The organism is Acinetobacter zhairuonensis (genome assembly GCF_022601715.1).
In the GTDB taxonomy this organism is placed as follows: domain Bacteria; phylum Pseudomonadota; class Gammaproteobacteria; order Pseudomonadales; family Moraxellaceae; genus Acinetobacter.
On record NZ_JAKVIM010000001.1, the window covers coordinates 107,441 to 125,145 of the forward strand.

Consider the following 17,705-nt stretch of genomic DNA (forward strand, 5'->3'; position numbering starts at 1 on the left):
AATCTAGAAATTTATCCCGTGTCGAAACACGGGATAGAACAACATTAAATTGGTAAATCAAACCAGATAAACTGACTGTCCTTTAAGGCTTTAAGCTCAGTTTCTTCAGCAAATGCTAGCGCATCGCCTGCTTGTAATTTTTCACCTGAGATTTCGATTTCACCTGAAATCACATGGACATAATTCAATTTCTGTTTGGCTTTGATCACCAAGTTATGAGCCGTTTGCAAAAAAGCAGTTTTGACTTCTGCTTGCTGACGAATGTGCATCGCAGCATGCTCATCTGGACCTGCAATCACATGCCATTGATTCGGTTGTAGCTTAGGATCACACTGGATTTGCTGGTAGTTAGGTTCAGCATTGCGGACATCAGGGTGGATCCAGATTTGCAACATGTGTACAGGAATATCTCCCTGATTGATTTCACTATGTTGTACGCCTGTACCCGCACTCATCAATTGCCATTCGCCCGCAGAAATATGACGCTCATTGCCCATACTGTCTTTATGGGAAATCGTGCCTTCAAGTACGCAGGTCAAAATTTCCATATTGTCGTGTGGGTGCGTGCCAAAACCATTGTGGGCTGCGATCAAGTCATCGTTAATAACGCGTAATACACTCACGCCCATGTATTTAGGATTGTACCAACTCCCGAATGAAAAACTGTGCTTGGATTCTAGCCATCCTGCTTTGACATGACCGCGATCTTCACTACGATGTAAATAACTTTGCATGACCGTTATCCTGTTTAAATTTATGCTTGAGTTCATCATAGTGTTTCATTGTTAAAGGTTAAATATCATTAAGGCGACAAATCATTCTATATTTGCAACAAATGGGTGAATAAAATTATTGGCATAAAAAAGCCTGCAGAAGCAGGCTTTTGGGATAGAGGATTAAAGAATCACTCAAGGAATTTAACTGTTACGCCAGAACGTACTTTTTTACCTAAATCATTGGCATCCCAGTTGGTTAAACGGATACAACCGTGTGATGCAGTTTTAGAAATTGCAGACGGGTTTGGTGTACCGTGAATACCAAAAGATTTTTTGCTTAAACCAATCCAGATATTACCCACTGGACCATTCGGACCTGGTGGTAAAGACAGCGGTTTTAAGTTTTTACCTTGAACGAAGTTACTTGGCGAATAGCTGTACCATGGATTTGGTGCCACACCTGTCACTTTATAGGTTCCCGTTGGTGATGGGGTGTCTGAGCTACCAATCGTCGCAGGGAAAGATGCAATCATTTGATTACGGCTATTAAATAGGTACAGTTGTTTTGCACCTTTGTGCGCCACAATTAAATGAATGTCTTCAGGTAATTCATTGCGAATATTGGTCACAATGATTTTTTCACCTGCTTTTTTAAAAGTTGCTTTAGGATTCAGTTTCTTCAAGAAATCTTCATCCATGTGGAATTTTTCACCCAGCATTTCAGTGACACGGGTATAGTACAAACCTTTCATTTTGGCTTGTAGAGCATAGTCACGAGGAATTGAGTCAGCATATGGACCTTGAAGGTCTGCATTTGTAATGGTGTATTCTACAAATGCTGGTCGATTACCTTGTTTAGCATTTAAGGCATCCCAAGTTTCTTGGGTTAAGGTGCCTGTTGGTTTTAAACCATTCATTTGTTGGAAAGTAGCAAGTGCTTTTAAGGTGTTCTTACCACTGGTACCATCAATTGCACCTGGCGAAGCATGTGCGTTGTTCAGCATCACCTGAGTACGTGCATAGACAGGAAATTGACCTTTGCCAATATTGTCATACCAAGCTGCATTGTTTAAGCCATCAAGCGTCCAAGATGCTTTGGCAGCAGGTGAAGAAGTTGAAGCTGCAGTTGTTGTACTTGAAGCTGTTGAGCTAGTAGCAACTGGTGCGCTTGCAGGTGCTGCACCAATATCTGCAGTGTTATCTTCAGTTTGTTGAAGATTTTGCAAGGTTTGCGAAGCTTTATTTAAATCCTGTTGTTCTTGAGGCGTAATTTGCGCATCAGCATTGATATCTTGAGCTGAAGAAGCAGAGCCTATCGCAAGAGGATTAATTGGATCTTCTACGGCAGTATTGGCAACGACTTTGGGATTTAATGGTTGTTCAGCAGTAGTAGCTGTGGCAAAAGCTGTGCCAGCAAAAATGCAACTTAAACTCATGGCGAGTAGCGTGCGAACGAACATGTAATTCAACCTTAAGAATTATTCATTTACTAAGTGACAAACGACGCAAGTATTGCAGAAAAAATGGGTAGATGCAGTATTTGTTTTGTGTAAATGTGCGATTCTAAGTGAAGAACATTGCATTTTAATTGTGCGAGAAGTTATTAAAATTTAGTCCTTTTTGTTATGATGTCGCAAAGATTAAATTAAGTTAGGAAAGTCAATGGCGACCTTAAAAAATGATCGTTTTCTGCGTGCCTTATTGCGTGAGCCTGTTGATACTACACCTGTTTGGATGATGCGTCAGGCAGGGCGCTATTTACCAGAGTATCGTCAAACACGTGCCAAGGCGGGCGACTTCCTTTCTTTATGTAAAAATACAGAATTTGCCTGTGAAGTAACTTTGCAACCATTACGCCGTTATGACTTGGATGCAGCAATTCTATTTTCAGATATTTTAACAGTTCCAGATGCACTGGGCTTAGGGCTGTATTTTGAAGAAGGTGAAGGTCCAAAATTCCACAAAACTGTTCGTACTGAACAAGATGTCATGAATTTGCCAGCATTTAATGCAAAATCTGATTTGGATTATGTTATGAATGCCGTCTCGACGATTCGTTCAGCCTTAGGTGGACAAGTGCCTTTGATCGGCTTTTCGGGCAGTCCATGGACGCTGGCAACTTATATGGTTGAGGGTGGTTCAAGTAAAGATTTTCGTTTCACTAAGCAAATGATGTATGCGCAACCAGAAGTATTGCATGCCTTGCTTGATCGTCTAGCAATTGCTGTAATTGATTATTTAAATGCGCAAATTGATGCGGGTGCACAAGCTGTTCAGATTTTTGACAGTTGGGGCGGTGCATTAGCCCATCGTGAATATATAGAGTTCTCTTTAAATTACATGCATAAAATTGTTTGTGGTTTAAAACGTGAAAAAGATGGTCGTAAAATCCCCGTGATTTTATTTACCAAAGGTGGTGGTCAATGGTTAGAGCCGATGGTGGCTACAGGCGCTGATGCCTTTGGTTTGGATTGGACTACACCACTTTCAACTGCTCGACGTGTTGTAAATGGACGTGCTGCCTTGCAAGGTAACTTAGACCCTGCGACCTTATATGGCTCATCACAAACCATTCAAAAGGCGACAGAAACCATGCTGGATGAAGCTTATGCCAACGGTGAGAAAACGGGTTATGTCGCGAATTTAGGGCATGGCATTACCCAATGGGTAAATCCAGATCATCCAAAAGTGTTTATTGACACAGTACATGAATACAGCGCTAAGTATTTATAACAGGGCTGAGTTTTACTGTGTTACGCATCACTCAATCTTGTTTTGAATTTTCCTCTAAGGCAGCTTCGGCTGCCTTATTTGGAATTTTATTGTTAATGGCTTTTGTAGTAACGGCACCATTAGGCTATGAACAGCATTTTGGTTTTTATCGTTATGACTATTTATTGTTTTATGCGCTAATTATTCAATGTTGTTTGTTGTATTTAAAATTGGAGTCGTGGGCTGAAGCTAGAGTGATCGCGCTTTTCCATATCATGGCGATGGGCATGGAAATCTTTCTCACGCATCCTGCGATTGCATCTTGGCAATATCCGCAACCCGCCATTTTTAAATTGTGGACAGTGCCTTTATTTGCAGGCTTTATGTACTCCGCAGTAGGCAGTTTTTTTGCACGTTCGTTACGTTTATATAATGTGTCGTTTGATGCACTACCTCAATTTAGCCATATGCTGGTTTTAGCTGTATTGTCTTATATTAACTTCATGAGCAAATTCTTTATTCCTGATATCCGCTATGTATTGTTTGGTTGGAGTGTGGTGATGTTCTGGAAAACCAAAATTCGTTTTGAGTTGCAACATCACATTATTCAACTGCCGATGTTACCGATTTTATGGTTATTGGCTTTTATTATCTGGATTGCTGAAAACGTCAGTACCTTTTATAAAATCTGGTTATATCCAAGTCAGGTGGATGCTTGGCATATGGTGGGTTGGGGCAAATTAGGTTCGTGGTATCTGTTGTTATTGTTAAGTTTAGTTCTGGTGCTGAAAATACTTGGAACACGGGATTTACACGGCTGTTGGAAGCTAAATAATGATTGATTTCAGTTGCTTAAAACGAATTTTATAACTTTAGTATAAATTGTTTTGCGTTATTAGAGATATACGGATAATCTAAGTTTGTGTAATCCATCATTACATGTAAATAATTAGAACACTCAGAGAAAAATTCTGGAGAAGTGCAATGTTAAAAAAAGTAGCGTTAGCAGCAGTATTGGCAATAGGTTCTACAGCAGCATTTGCAGATAACGATGCGGGTTGTGGTATTGGTTCTGAGATTTGGGCTGGTCAATCAGGTAAAGTGGCAAAATTACTTGCTGCGACAACAAACGGTCTATTTGCTAACCAATTATTCGGGATTACGTTTGGTACTTTAGGTTGTAGCGGTTCTGGTACAGTAACTGCACAGGTTGTCACTTTCACTAATGAAAATGCAGAATCACTTGCACGTGATATGGCTGTTGGTCAAGGTGAGAGCTTGAACGTATTGGCTGAGTTAATGAATATCAAAGCAGAAGATAAAGCGCATTTCTTTGCAGTATCTAAGCAAAACTTTGCAGAAATTTACTCTACAGAGAATAAAGATTCCTACAAAGTTTTAACTTCTTTACAAGCTGTAATGGCGAAAGATGAAGTTCTCAAAGCTTACGTCTAATTGATTCTTATAAAACCCTGTCAAAACGACAGGGTTTTTTATATCTAAAAAAATTAAGTTTGAATGAAAAAAATTGCATTAGTTACGGCTTTATTCAGTTCTGGTATGGCATATGCCCTAGAACCAACATCTTCCATTCCTTATGTGCAAATGGCGACACAGAAACATCTGGCGCAAGACACGACTTGGCAAAGACTCATGTATGCTGATGCTAAGGGTCACAGTGAAGTGAGTTATGTAGGCTACTTTCTCAGTCCTGATGGTGGTAAGCATTTACAAGATGAATTAAATGCCAATATCAGCGCCTTATTTTTATCCGCAGCACCGAATCAATCGGTGCGTTGTCGATTTCCAGCCCGTAGCCAATGGTTGATGCAGCAGCTGGATATTCCTGCGACAGCTTTACCTCAAGTTGAATGTCCTGAACTGGACAAGTGGATTGGGGAAATTAAACCTTATAAAGCCACGCTGATTTATGCGACGGACTTTATGGGCAATCCAAGTTCGATGTTTGGTCATACCTTACTACGCCTCGATCCGAAAGACCAAAAGCAATTAAACCTTGTATCTTACGCAGTAAATTATGCTGCAACAGTAGCAGGTGCAGATGGCTGGTCATTTGCTTGGAAAGGTCTAACAGGGCAGTATCCAGGTGAATATTCCTTAATGCCCTATTACCGCAAGGTAAAAGAATATGGTGACTTGGAAAGCCGTGATTTATGGGAATATGAACTGAATTTAAGCCCTGCAGAAACTCGATTTTTGGTACAGCATATTTGGGAAATGCAGCATGTGAGTTTCCCTTATTATTTTGTTAGTGATAACTGTGCTTACCGTCTATTGGGTTTGATTGATTTGGTACGACCAGAACTTGATCTCAAACAGCAGTTTAAAGTGGCTGCGATTCCGATGCAGACCATTAAAGCCATAGATCAACAAGGCATTGTCAGTGAAACTGTTTATCGTCCAGCACTGGAAACCCAGTTACTGGCGCAAGCCCGACAGCATGGGCAGAGTCTTGCGAAAACGGCACATCAGGTGGCATTTGCAGAGCAAAAGCAACGCGTGGACATTTTGGAACCTTATTCTGCAGTGGATCGTGCCAAAATTTTAGAAATGGCGTATGACGATTTGTATCTACAATTTGTGGCGCGAAAAGTCGATGTGGCTTTTGCTCAACCGAATTTACGTGAATTATTAACTTTACGTAGTGAAATTGATCTAGATAAACAGCGCCAAGCACCTGAGCGACCACGCATGGATCCGACCCAATCGCATGATGCACGAAATTTCTCTGTAAAAGCAGGCACTGTTCAAGGTGATGAGTTTATAGAACTGGGACATCGACAGGCTTATCACGATTTGATTGATCCGCAAGGCGGCTATCGTGTTGGTACTCAACTTTTATTCTGGGATGGATCGATTCAATTCCGTCAGGATGAATTGAAAATAGAGCATTTCGATTTTCTTACCGTGAATTCCTATAACCCGATTACGGCATTTAAAACACCGCTCACGTGGGGATTTAATTTAGGCTGGCAGCAAGAAGCACTCACTTCATCAGGCAAGTTTAGCGAGCAGGATCAACACGGTGTAGTAAGTTTAAAAACCCAAATGGGTTATAGCTATGCCGATGCCAAACGAGAGAATTTGTGTTATGCCCAAATGCAAACCTATCTGCAAGGTGGAAAGTCTTTAGATAAAGGCTGGCGCTTGGGTATGGGGCCAACGGTAGGTTGTCAGAATATTTGGACAGATCGAATCAACTCGATTGTGCAAGCCGAATTGCCGTACTGGGAAGATTCACATCAATGGCAAGTCCGTTTGAACTCTCAAGTGCAATATGCACTGAATGCGCAGAATGCATTAAGAGTGGGTTGGGAATACCAAGTACAAGATCATCAGGACTGGAATAAGCTGAGTTTTGGTTATGTACGGTTTTTCTGAATAAGATAATGAAAAAAAGGCACTTTCAAAGTGCCTTTTTTTGCAGTCTATTTTATTTTTTGATCAGTTGACCCTGTTCATCGATGAGTAATTCTCCATCTTCTTTGCTAAAACTACCACGTTGTGGGGCAGATAGAATCTCTAAAACAACTTCTGAAGGGCGGCATAATCTTACGCCAAGCTCTGTTACGACGAAAGGACGATTGATTAAAATAGGATATTGCAGCATAAAATCAATGAGTTGCTCATCTGTGTGGGCAGACTGTTCGAGCTGTAACTCTTCATAAGGCGCTACATTTTTTCGTAAAACTTCGCGAACTGATAGACCTGAACGCTTGATTAAATCGATCAATTCCTGTTTAGTAGGCGGGGTTTTGAGATATTCGATAATTTCTGGTTCTTGGCCTGTATTTTGTATCAGACCAAGGGTATTTCTGGACGTACCACAAGCAGGATTATGATAGATCTTAATCATTTCGACATCTTTTTTTCGTTAAAATAAACTCTGTTGCATTTATATATGGATATCCGTATATTTGCAATCATTAATTTTGGGCTGCAAAATGGATCAAACTGATTTCTTTAAATGTCTCTCTGACCCAACTCGCTTGGATATTATGAAGTGGGTAATGGCAAGAGAAAATGTCTGTGTATGTGAGCTGACGGAACTGTTACAACTGAGTCAGCCTAAAATTTCACGGCATTTGGCTTTATTAAGAAATTTGTCGGTATTATTGGATCAGCGTCAAGGGCAGTGGGTGTATTACCGAGTGAATCCAGACTTACCAGAATGGGCGAATGAAGTATTATCCATTATCGCAAAGACAGCACAGACCAATCCGCAGGATTCTTATTTGAATTCTACCGTTAGTGTTCATTGTGAATAAGCATCTCAAGTTAATGATTTAGACTTTTTATAGATAAATTTAGAGCTGATCTTTATCTCTTCTTTTTGATTTAGAAAAGTTTACAAGGGTTAAAGCCATTCGGGCTTTTATCAGCTCGAATTTAACAAAACGATCATTAAAATCTCCCAGATTGAGAATACTCATGTCGACGTCCAGACTTTCTTTTTTAGACCGCAATTTGACCTTGTGGATTTTTATTGCCATGGCAATTGGGGTGGCAATTGGGGTGTTTTTTCCTCAAGCCTCTGTCGCTTTAAATCAAATGCATGTGGGTAGTGTCAATATTCCGATTGCGATTGGTTTAATTGTCATGATGTATCCACCGTTGGCAAAGGTAGATTATGCTGCCTTGCCTGAGGTGTTTAAAGATAAACGAACCTTGACCCTTTCCCTGATACAAAACTGGTTGATTGCACCATGTTTGATGTTTGCCTTGGCGATAGTGTTTTTACAGTCTTATCCTGAATATATGACAGGACTGATCTTAATTGGTTTGGCACGCTGTATTGCCATGGTGTTGGTCTGGAATGATCTGGCATGTGGTGATAACCAATATGTTGCAGCTTTAGTCGCGTTTAATAGTATTTTCCAGATTTTATTCTTTAGCAGTTATGCATGGTTGTTTCTCAGTTTCTTGCCGCCATATTTCGGGGTTGAGGCTCAAGTTATTCAAGTCAGTTTCTGGACGATTACTCAGGCAGTACTGATCTATTTGGGTATTCCATTTTTATTAGGCTTTTTAACTCGACTGATTTTAGTGAAACAAAAAGGCTTGGTATGGTATCAAACTCATTTCCTGCCAAAAATTGGACCATTGAGTCTGATGGCATTGCTGTTCACCATTGTGGCGATGTTTAGTCTCAAGGGTGGGGAAGTGGTGAGCTTGCCGATGGATGTATTACGTATTGCGATTCCATTGACTATTTATTTTGTCGTCATGTTCTTTATTAGCTTCTTTATGAGCAAATGGATGGGCAATAACTATGCACGCACCACTGCGATTTCATTTACCGCTGCGGGAAATAATTTTGAATTGGCTTTGGCTGTTGCAATTGCGACCTTTGGTTTGGCATCTCCAGTGGCATTTACCACAGTGATTGGTCCATTGGTGGAAGTCCCTGTGTTGATTGCATTGGTAAGTGTGTCTTTGTGGTTGCGTAAAAAATATTTTAAAGCTGAGGTGTTGGGATGAGTTTAACCAATATTGATCTGGAGTTATTGCCGAAACCAACACTGGAACAGGTGCAAGCGAAAACTGTTGAGCATCCGCCACGCATCTTATTGTTATATGGTTCAAATCGTGAGCGTTCTTATAGCCGTTTGGCGGTACAAGAAGCAGGTCGAATTTTGAAATACTTCGGTGCTGAAGTGAAAATCTTCCATCCTAAAGGCTTACCTTTACCTGAAGATGCTGATCATGAACATGCTAAAGTCAAAGAATTGCATGAGCTGTTGGCTTGGTCTGAAGGTATGGTCTGGTGTTCACCAGAACGTCATGGCTCCATGAGTTCAATCTTTAAAGCACAGATTGACTGGATTCCACTGGCAGCAGGTGCAATTCGTGCCACGCAAGGTAAAACACTGGCATTGATGCAAGTGTGTGGTGGTTCGCAATCGTTTAATGCGGTTAATCAAATGCGTATTCTAGGGCGTTGGATGCGCATGATCACCATCCCAAACCAGTCTTCCATTCCGAAAGCATTCTTAGAGTTTGAAGAAGATGGCTCCATGAAAGCTTCATCTTTCTACACGCGCATCGTGGATGTGATGGAAGAGTTGTATAAATTTACTTTGTTAACTCGTGGGCAGTCAGCGTATTTGACGGATCGTTATTCTGAACGTGTTGAAACCGCAGAGCAGTTGTCGAAACGCGTGAATCAGCGTTCACAATAAGATAAAAAACCCCGAAAGATTCGGGGTTTTTTTGCAATTCGTTTTACTGAATCAGTAACTTTCAGGCACAGCACTGAGAAATTCACGACGTGATTCTTTATCGGTTTTAAATTCACCGACAAAAGAAACAGTACGCGTCGTCGATTCTTGTTTACCCACGCCACGCATCATCATGCACATATGCGCAGAATCAATCACGACTGCAACACCGCGTGCTTTTGTCACTTCTGCAACTGCCTCGGCGATTTGCTGGGTCAAGTTTTCTTGAATTTGCAAACGACGCGCGAACATTTCAGTAATTCGTGCAAACTTTGATAAGCCAAGCACATGACCTTCAGGTAAATAAGCAATATGCACACGACCATAGAATGGCAGGAGATGGTGTTCGCAAAGCGAATAAAATTCAATATTTTTCACCAAGACCATTTCACGATTGTCCGATGGGAACACCGCTTTATTGGTGACTTCTTCTAGCGTCTTACTATAACCAGACGTTAAATACGAAAACGCTTTTGCAGCACGCACAGGTGTATCAACCAAACCTGGACGATTCAGGTCTTCACCAACGGCAGTTAAAATGTTTGCGTAGGATTGCTGCATAGACATAAGACGTTTTCACTTACTCTTATATTGAACAAGGACGGCATTGTACCAGAAAACCGAAACAATGCCGTGTTTAATATCAAAATCCGATTACTGTTTGTGCTTTGGATTTTTCTCTGAACGTTTTAGTAAAACTAAAACCGCACCTGTGCCACCCTGATTATCAGGTGCACTCACGAAGGCAAGTACGTCACGATGCTGGCGCAGCCAGCCATTCACATAGGTTTTTAAAATGGCTTCAGGGCCTTTGCCATGGACAATTTTAATGACATTCTGATTTTCATCTTTTGCCATTTGAATAATTTGTAGTACCGCACTACGCGCCTGTTCAACAGTACAGCCATGTAAGTCTACCGCTTCAAACCAGCGTAATTTTCCTGCTTTTAAATCTTCAAAAACCTTATGTTGTAAGGTCGCAATGCGATAATTTAGATTGGCTTGGCTTGCCACTGGGTTGAGCATAGCTTGCGTGTCTGAAAGTTCGGTCATTTCAGACTCAGTTGGACCAACAGCCGCTGCACGCTTTGCCAGCACTTGAGCATCTAATTTCTTTTTAGGACTTTTAGCAACAGGAGCTGTATTGCCTGCGTCAATTTTTTGCACACCCTGCATAGATTTTAGAAAGAGTTCGGCATCATCAGGTTCAGTCGCTGCTGCTGGTTGTTTAGCTTCAGTTTGCTGAGCAACTGCTGTTGAATGGGGATGATTGATTTGCTTTTTAAAGGCTTTCAGTAAGTTGTACTGATCTTTAGAAAGCGATGAATCATGTTTGCTCATAATGTCCAAAATAACTGCAAGATAAGGTTTAAGCAGCAATTATAGTCGGATTTTGCTGCAATTTGAACTGCATTGCATTTAAGGGGGACTAGATCTAAAACAATCAGAGATAGATGGTGACCAAAGTTCGCGTGAATGCAATTGGCTTCACTCAAGCTGAAAATTCTCTCTAATGACTTGCTTCTAGTAAAATTATTCTGATGTTATGAGAACAAATTAGATTTTGATTTATCGATCCTTTTTAGCAGAAGTTGTATTGCAAAAGACAGAAGCTTCTACCTATACAAATCAAGAGGTGTAAAATTATAAAAGATATATTAAGATATATCTTATTGGGTCTTGCTGATACAGTTTATGCGTGAAAATTCGAACCCTCTGCTGTGGAATTAAAGCTGATGAGCGAAGTGTTACTTGAAAATAAAGAGTGTCCTTTATTTAACCCACTTTTAGCGCAGTGGATTGAATTTATACAAGCGCTGAAAAAACTTTCAGTGGATTCCAGAAAACAGTTATCCAAATCAAAGTTTGAGTGTTCTTATATCAAAGGTTTTTGAATTTTATGTTAAAAATCCATGTGAAACATATGTCTTGGTTAATGCCTTTATTTTTATCAGGACTGATGAGTGGCTCACTATCCTGTTTTAATCTTTTTATGAATAGAGGGTTAATACCAGGTTTTTTAGAGAAGTGGTTCGCGACTTGGGCAATGTCTTGGTTGGTGGCTTATCCACTTATTTTAATTTTTATTCCACTGGTCAGACGACTGTTAATGTTAATTGTTCATGCTCCTGAGAAATCGTGAGTTTTTCATATCAGAACAAGAACAAGCATCAGGGCAAAAGTTTGCCCTGATGCTGTTTAGGCTTAAACTTCTTCAGGCTGACCAAATAATGCAGTGAAAGCATGATCTGGACGTGGCTGCTTCATGAAACTTTCACCTACAAGGAAACTGTGAATATCATGCTCTTGCATCATGCGCACATCTTCTGGGGTTGCAATGCCACTTTCAGTAATGAGGAGGCGAGAAGGATCGAGCAATTTCTTCAAACGAATCGACGTGTTTAAGTCCACATCAAAGGTTTTAAGATTACGGTTGTTCACGCCCAATAAGCAGCGCTCAGAAAGTTGTAGCGCACGTTCAAGTTCTTCCTCATCATGCACTTCAACCAAGACATCCAGATTATGTTCGAATGCCGTTTTCGACATTTCTTCGAGTTGCTGATCAGACAAGCACGCCACAATCAGCAAAATACAGTCGGCATGCAACGCACGTGCTTCAATCACATTATAAGGGTCAACGAGGAAGTCTTTGCGTAGTGCAGGCAAAGCGCAATGCGTGCGTGCAATTTGAATATTTTCATCTGCACCTTGGAAAAAATCCACATCCGTGAGCACAGAGAGGCAGGCTGCACCCGCTTGCTCATATTGTGCTGCAATTTCGGCAGGATTAAAGTTTTCACGAATAATCCCTTTCGAAGGCGATGCTTTCTTGATTTCAGCAATCACACCTGGACGCTTTTTTAAGAGCGCTTGGGCAAAACCACGCACAGGTGTTGCTGCTTGTGCCCATTGCTCCACATCATGTAGGCTGCGTTGCTTCAGGCGATCTGCCAGTTCTTCATGTTTACGGTCAACAATTTTACCTAAAATTGTGTTTGCGATATAAACCATGTGGGCATCCTTTCCTTAAGCTTCGTATTGTTTGAGTGTTTTGGTAAATTCAGACAGCACACTCATTTTTTCTAAAGCCTGCCCACCGTAAATAATGTCATGTGCTAAAGCCACACCTTGTTTATACGTGTTGGCTAAACCAGACACATAAATGCCTGCACCTGCATTTAAAGCAATCATGTCCGCCGCTTTGGCACCACGATCAGATTTTTTGCGACCCAATGCATCTTTAATCAGTGCTAGGCTTTCCGCAGAATCTTCAATGATTAGACCTGTCAGTGTTTGCGATTCAATATCGACATCTTCAGGGTTAATCACCCATTCAGTAACTTCACCATCTTTCAACTCTGCAACATAAGTGGAGGATGCAAGGCTGATTTCATCCAGTCCATCTTTAGAATGCACGACCATCACGTGTTCTGCGCCAAGTTGCTTCATCACTTCTGCAATTGGGCGGCACAATTCATTCGAGAATACGCCAATCACCAAACGCTTTACTCCAGCCGGATTCGTAAGCGGGCCGAGTAAGTTGAAGATGCTACGAATGCCGAGTTCTTTACGTGGACCCACTGCATATTTCATGGCTTTATGGTGGTTGGGTGCAAACAGGAAACCGACACCAACTTCACGAATGCAACGCTCAGTTTGTTGCATATTCAAGTCAAGGTTAATGCCTGCTTGTTCTAATAAGTCGGATGAACCAGACTTGGTTGATACCCCGCGGTTACCGTGCTTGGCAATGGTGGCACCTGCTGCAGCAATCACAAATGCTGACGCGGTTGAAACATTAAATAAGTTTTGTCCATCACCACCCGTACCGACAATATCAATCAGATTTGGAACATCACTGACATCAATTTTTGTGGCGAATTCACGCATGACACGTGCAGCGGCAGTAATCTCATCAATACTTTCGCCTTTTAAGCGCAGCCCCATCATTAAAGCACCAATTTGTGCATCGGTGGCTTCGCCACTCATGATGGTACGCATGACTTCTTCCATTTGGGTTTGGGTGAGATGGATATTTTTTGTAATATGATTTAAAGCTTGTTGAATATTCATTTATGCATAAATCTCTAAAAAGTTTTTGAAGATTTGGTGTCCGTGTTGGCTCAGAATGGATTCAGGGTGGAACTGCACACCTTCTACTGGCAGTGTCTTATGTTTAACACCCATAATTTCTTCGATTGAGCCATCCGCCTCTTGGGTCCAGCAGGTCACTTCTAGGCAATCTGGCAAGCTCGCTTGATCAATCACCAAAGAGTGATAGCGGGTTGCAGAAAATGGTGAAGGCAGATTGCTAAAGATTCCTTTGTCACTGTGATACATGTCTGACAAACGACCATGCATGACGGTTTTGGCGCGTACAATTTTGCCGCCAAAGGCTTGTCCAATACTTTGATGACCTAAACACACGCCCAATAACGGAATTTTACCTGCGAAGTGCTGAATGGCAGGAATTGAAATACCTGCTTCGGACGGGGAGCAAGGCCCTGGACCAATGACCAAATACTTCGGTTGCCATCGTTCAATGTCCTCCAAAGTCACGGCATCATTACGGACGACTTTCACTTCTTGGTTCAACTCGCCAAAATATTGGACGATGTTGTAAGTAAAAGAGTCATAATTGTCGATCATGAGAAGCATTTCAGATGTAACCTCTTGAGTTGCATAAAGTTATAGCTAGGAATTTTCTTATACTCTTGATGTTGCCCATGCTCTTGGACACGCTATTTTTAAGTGAGCATAAAAAAGCCTGCTATGCGCAGGCTACTTTAGCAGTTTTTACAGGATTTGTGATAATTTCATGCACAATCATCTAACTAGGATAGCGTTAATTGTGGTTTAAACCCAATTGCATGATTCTAATCTTGGTGTCTTGAATTGCATCTTTGACTAGAGTTTGAAATTCTTGCATATGCGGAGTCTGCATATGCTGTTCCAAATGGGCTAAAGATTGCCACTTTTCAAACATGATAATCGAATTGCAAGGCTTGTACTGGAAACTGGCATTGCTGTCTTGGTCGATGTAGAGCTCATAACCAAAACAACCTATTTCTTGTAGCACCAAAGGTGTTACTTGTCTAAATGCATTCAGTACAGTTTCGTAATGAGCTGAACCTTCTTTGATTTGAATTTCTGCAATCACTGTAAGCATGATGAAGTCCTTTATGCCGCAAAGAGCGTATCTAGATGTGCACGATATGCTTCTAAATATTGCGGTACATTGGTTTCTTTAACCACGTCATTGACAATAAATGTCTCTAAACCTTGCATACCTAAGAATTGATTGGCTTTATGAAATGGCAGATAAACACCATCTACACCAACGCCTTCAAAGAACTGTTCTTGATCTTCAAATGCTTCAATTGGCGCATTCCAAGTGAGCGATAACATATATTTTTTGTCATGAATTAATCCACCTGAGCCATATTTTTTACTTGCATCACTGCGCGAACGCCCATCATTGGCGTATAAAGTGCCATGACCGATGGTAAATACATCATCAATATATTTTTTCATGGTCCATGGTGCACCCATCCACCAACCGGGCATTTGATAAATAATGACATCCGCCCAAACATAGTTGGCAATTTCATTTTGAATGTCATATTCATCATCGGTTCTTGTAATACGCACCTCACATCCGAGTTGGCTTAAATGCATATGGGCAAAATCAGTTAAGGTATTGTTGAGTTCACCATTTGAGTGCGCGAATTGTTTTGCACCATTCACAATCAAGATGTTTTTCATTACATGACCTAGAGTAAATCTTTTGAGTTGAGCGAGAGTATAGAGAAGACATTCATTTTGAAAAATCGATCAATCTGCAAAATATTGTTGACTAAAAATCACGAATTGGGTTTAAGAGTTGCATGACAGCTTTAGACAATAAAGCGTGGAAGTGGCATCTTAGTCTTGTGACATCCATGGGATACCCAGTAAAAATTTAGAAGTTAAAAATCTCACAATCATGATGATGATCAATAGATTGAGAAATCACGTTCTCGAGTCTAGGGTTAAATATTGAATAATTATTCCTGTGTAGAGGAAAACTACCCATTCTTTCTTGATGATTTAGGCAGAGAGATGCCATTTTTCGCTCTTTTTTTCTCCAAAACCATTCGGTAACCATTCTTTTGCATGGTTGTTCCATGCTTCAAGGCTGCTAATCTTCAGAAACGGATAAGAGCTCAGTGAATGAGTGAAATTCCGAAGTAATATTTTTAAGAGACCCATAATTAGGGACGACTATGGTTTTCTTGGAAATATTTAACTTGTTGAAAAGTATCGATGTGAAATCGAATGATTAGAGATAGTAAATATCGAATTCGAAAATAACATGGATATTTCGCTCTTGAAGGATTGCAAGAGTTTACTGCTAAAAAGGATGTGTAATCATGATGGTTAAAGATAAAGAACAATTTTTTTTGCAAAAACAGCATTTAATGTTTTTTTCAAAAAGCACATCTGAATTATGTCAATTCTTCAGCTTTCACAGCTATTTTGAGTAGTTTTCTCTTAATTCCGCATACAGTTTTGTTTACTTGAACTCATTGGATTGAATCGAGCATCTTAATTGCGAGCGTTATTTTCTGGATTGTAGCTTCGAGCATTAAAAAATACGTCGTAAATGCAACAAGCTAAAAATATTTGAATTGCCCTGACGGGTAGCCATTGAGATTAAATATTACATTTAATCCTAAATGAGTAGGTGTTTTTCATTGGACCGAAAGACAGTTACTGATTTAAAACCTAACTAAAGGACTAGAGACGAGATGAAGTTCAATAAGAAAAAGTACCTCAGCATTGCAATACTCTCTGTATTTGCAGGTCAAACTTTTGCTGCTGGTTTAGAACGTTCACCACAGCAAATTGATGCCTTATTTGAATCTGGTACCTATGCGGAAGTGAGTTATACTCATATTTCTCCTGATATACAGGGGACAGATACCAGTGGTAATCATATTTCCGATTTGGCAGAAGATTTTCAAACTCTGGGTTATGCAGTTAAAACTGATTTAAGTCCAAGTTTCCGATTAGCCGTTATTTATGATGAACCATATGGTGCCAAAGTTAAGTTTAGTGGCGAGAATAATTTTATTGCAACTGATTTACCTGCTTCAGATGCCAATACACGTGTTGAGGTAACCTCTAAAAATCTTACCACTTTATTGGGTTATAACCTCAATAAAAACTTCATGATTTACGGTGGTCCAGCTCTTCAAGAACTAAAAGCAGATGTGAATTTACGTGGTTTGACCTATGCAGCGAATAGCGGCTACAACAACAGTTTTGATGACATGGCTGTAGGTTGGGTTGCAGGCATGAGTTATGCCAAGCCAGAACTCGGTATTCTTGCATCATTAACTTATCGTTCTGAAATTGATCATAAAACTACAATTGAAGAAGATGTACCTGCTGGTGATCTGTATGGTGTTCCATATTCACATAGCAATGCAGGTTCGATTACTACACCAGAGTCGGTGAATTTAAACTTGCAAACGGGTTTAAATCCAACAACGGCATTATTTGCGAAAGTACGCTGGGTGCCATGGAGTGATTTTGTCTATGCACCACCAGCACTTAAAGAAGTAACCAAGGCTTTACAATTAGGTCCAAATAAACAGGGGCTACCTTTATTAAATTACCATGATGACCAAACAGCGGTAGAGATTGGTATCGGGAAACGTTTAACACCAAAACTTGCAATGTCAGTTTCTGGCTTATGGGATTCAGGTGCAGGTGCTCCAGCACCAACTTTGGGTCCTGTTGAAGGCTACTGGGGGCTTGGTTTAGCAGGTAAATATAACATTAATGATAATGTTGCCTTAAGTGTAGGTGGTCGTTATATGTGGTTTGGTGATGTAAAAGGTGAAGTATCTGATGGTCGCATTGTTGGTGATTTTAAAAATAATGACGGCTACATTGTAGGTATGAAACTCTCTTATAAATCAAAATAATTTTTTCTAATTTTTACCAGTTTAGGTCCTTCCTTCTCCCTGAAAATGGGGGAAGGGAA

The 17,705-nt window shown here is 40.5% G+C and carries 20 protein-coding genes; 10 read left to right on the forward strand and 10 right to left on the reverse strand.

The features are described 5' to 3' along the window. Nucleotides 1-44 precede the first annotated feature (44 nt). Nucleotides 45-734: a pirin family protein gene (locus MKI85_RS00505; protein ID WP_241623955.1), complete on the reverse strand. Its 690-nt coding sequence runs from the start codon at nt 732-734 to the stop codon at nt 45-47. A gap of 170 nt (nt 735-904) precedes the next feature. Then, complete coding sequence (locus tag MKI85_RS00510; protein ID WP_241623957.1) at nt 905-2,176, reverse strand: L,D-transpeptidase family protein; 1,272 nt, start codon at nt 2,174-2,176, stop codon at nt 905-907. Between the two features lie 202 nt (nt 2,177-2,378). Between MKI85_RS00510 and hemE the strand changes: the two genes are divergently transcribed. From hemE to MKI85_RS00530, 4 genes are all read left to right on the forward strand, one after another. Further along, nucleotides 2,379-3,449 carry a uroporphyrinogen decarboxylase gene (gene hemE / locus MKI85_RS00515; RefSeq protein WP_241623959.1) on the forward strand — a complete coding sequence of 357 codons (1,071 nt, stop codon included), beginning with the start codon at nt 2,379-2,381 and terminating at the stop codon, nt 3,447-3,449. 26 nt (nt 3,450-3,475) lie between these two features. Continuing rightward, on the forward strand, nt 3,476-4,270 hold the full coding sequence (locus tag MKI85_RS00520) for a DUF817 family protein (protein WP_241624420.1): 795 nt from the start codon (nt 3,476-3,478) through the stop codon (nt 4,268-4,270). 142 nt (nt 4,271-4,412) lie between these two features. After that, nucleotides 4,413-4,883, forward strand: a complete 471-nt coding sequence (locus MKI85_RS00525; RefSeq protein ID WP_241623961.1) for a DUF3015 family protein — start codon at nt 4,413-4,415, stop codon at nt 4,881-4,883. A gap of 63 nt (nt 4,884-4,946) precedes the next feature. Next, nucleotides 4,947-6,830, forward strand: a complete 1,884-nt coding sequence (locus MKI85_RS00530; protein WP_413350634.1) for a DUF7840 domain-containing protein — start codon at nt 4,947-4,949, stop codon at nt 6,828-6,830. Nucleotides 6,831-6,882: 52 nt separating this feature from the next. Here MKI85_RS00530 and arsC read toward each other — a convergent pair whose 3' ends face one another. Then, nucleotides 6,883-7,305: an arsenate reductase (glutaredoxin) gene (gene arsC, locus MKI85_RS00535; protein WP_241623963.1), complete on the reverse strand. Its 423-nt coding sequence runs from the start codon at nt 7,303-7,305 to the stop codon at nt 6,883-6,885. Between the two features lie 88 nt (nt 7,306-7,393). On the opposite strand from arsC, the gene MKI85_RS00540 reads away from it, so the two are divergent. The 3 genes from MKI85_RS00540 to arsH all read left to right on the forward strand — a co-directional run bounded on the left by MKI85_RS00540 (nt 7,394) and on the right by arsH (nt 9,631). Further along, entirely contained in the window at nt 7,394-7,717 is a 324-nt protein-coding gene (locus tag MKI85_RS00540) for an ArsR/SmtB family transcription factor (RefSeq protein ID WP_241623966.1), read from the forward strand. Nucleotides 7,718-7,880: 163 nt separating this feature from the next. Next, nucleotides 7,881-8,930: an ACR3 family arsenite efflux transporter gene (arsB, locus tag MKI85_RS00545; RefSeq protein WP_241623968.1), complete on the forward strand. Its 1,050-nt coding sequence runs from the start codon at nt 7,881-7,883 to the stop codon at nt 8,928-8,930. Beyond that, complete coding sequence (gene arsH, locus MKI85_RS00550) at nt 8,927-9,631, forward strand: arsenical resistance protein ArsH (protein ID WP_241623970.1); 705 nt, start codon at nt 8,927-8,929, stop codon at nt 9,629-9,631. Before arsB ends, arsH begins: the two co-directional genes overlap by 4 nt. Before the next feature lie 51 nt (nt 9,632-9,682). On the opposite strand, the gene folE is transcribed toward arsH, so the two are convergent. Together folE and MKI85_RS00560 are read right to left on the reverse strand one after the other, a co-directional pair. Continuing rightward, entirely contained in the window at nt 9,683-10,231 is a 549-nt protein-coding gene (gene folE, locus MKI85_RS00555; protein WP_241624424.1) for a GTP cyclohydrolase I FolE, read from the reverse strand. A gap of 93 nt (nt 10,232-10,324) precedes the next feature. Beyond that, the gene (locus tag MKI85_RS00560; RefSeq protein ID WP_241623972.1) at nt 10,325-11,011 is read right to left on the reverse strand and encodes a Smr/MutS family protein; all 687 of its coding nucleotides are present in this window, start codon (nt 11,009-11,011) and stop codon (nt 10,325-10,327) included. A 380-nt stretch (nt 11,012-11,391) separates the two neighbouring features. Here MKI85_RS00560 and MKI85_RS00565 point away from each other — a divergent pair, with 380 nt between their 5' ends. Next, the gene (locus tag MKI85_RS00565; protein WP_281070011.1) at nt 11,392-11,565 is read left to right on the forward strand and encodes a hypothetical protein; all 174 of its coding nucleotides are present in this window, start codon (nt 11,392-11,394) and stop codon (nt 11,563-11,565) included. Between the two features lie 41 nt (nt 11,566-11,606). Continuing rightward, nucleotides 11,607-11,813: a DUF2798 domain-containing protein gene (locus MKI85_RS00570; RefSeq protein WP_413351761.1), complete on the forward strand. Its 207-nt coding sequence runs from the start codon at nt 11,607-11,609 to the stop codon at nt 11,811-11,813. 62 nt (nt 11,814-11,875) lie between these two features. Here MKI85_RS00570 and trpC read toward each other — a convergent pair whose 3' ends face one another. The 5 genes from trpC to MKI85_RS00595 all read right to left on the reverse strand — a co-directional run bounded on the left by trpC (nt 11,876) and on the right by MKI85_RS00595 (nt 15,436). Continuing rightward, the gene (gene trpC / locus MKI85_RS00575; protein WP_241623979.1) at nt 11,876-12,682 is read right to left on the reverse strand and encodes an indole-3-glycerol phosphate synthase TrpC; all 807 of its coding nucleotides are present in this window, start codon (nt 12,680-12,682) and stop codon (nt 11,876-11,878) included. Nucleotides 12,683-12,697: 15 nt separating this feature from the next. Further along, the gene (gene trpD, locus MKI85_RS00580) at nt 12,698-13,744 is read right to left on the reverse strand and encodes an anthranilate phosphoribosyltransferase (RefSeq protein WP_241623981.1); all 1,047 of its coding nucleotides are present in this window, start codon (nt 13,742-13,744) and stop codon (nt 12,698-12,700) included. Continuing rightward, a complete protein-coding gene (locus tag MKI85_RS00585) occupies nt 13,745-14,329 on the reverse strand; it encodes an anthranilate synthase component II (protein ID WP_241623983.1) in 585 nt (194 codons plus the stop codon). Nucleotides 14,330-14,516: 187 nt separating this feature from the next. Then, nucleotides 14,517-14,840, reverse strand: a complete 324-nt coding sequence (locus MKI85_RS00590; protein WP_241623985.1) for a putative quinol monooxygenase — start codon at nt 14,838-14,840, stop codon at nt 14,517-14,519. A gap of 11 nt (nt 14,841-14,851) precedes the next feature. Continuing rightward, nucleotides 14,852-15,436 carry an NAD(P)H-dependent oxidoreductase gene (locus MKI85_RS00595; protein WP_241623987.1) on the reverse strand — a complete coding sequence of 195 codons (585 nt, stop codon included), beginning with the start codon at nt 15,434-15,436 and terminating at the stop codon, nt 14,852-14,854. A gap of 1,025 nt (nt 15,437-16,461) precedes the next feature. Here MKI85_RS00595 and MKI85_RS00600 point away from each other — a divergent pair. Then, entirely contained in the window at nt 16,462-17,646 is a 1,185-nt protein-coding gene (locus MKI85_RS00600) for an OmpP1/FadL family transporter (RefSeq protein WP_241623989.1), read from the forward strand. Nucleotides 17,647-17,705: the final 59 nt, after the last annotated feature.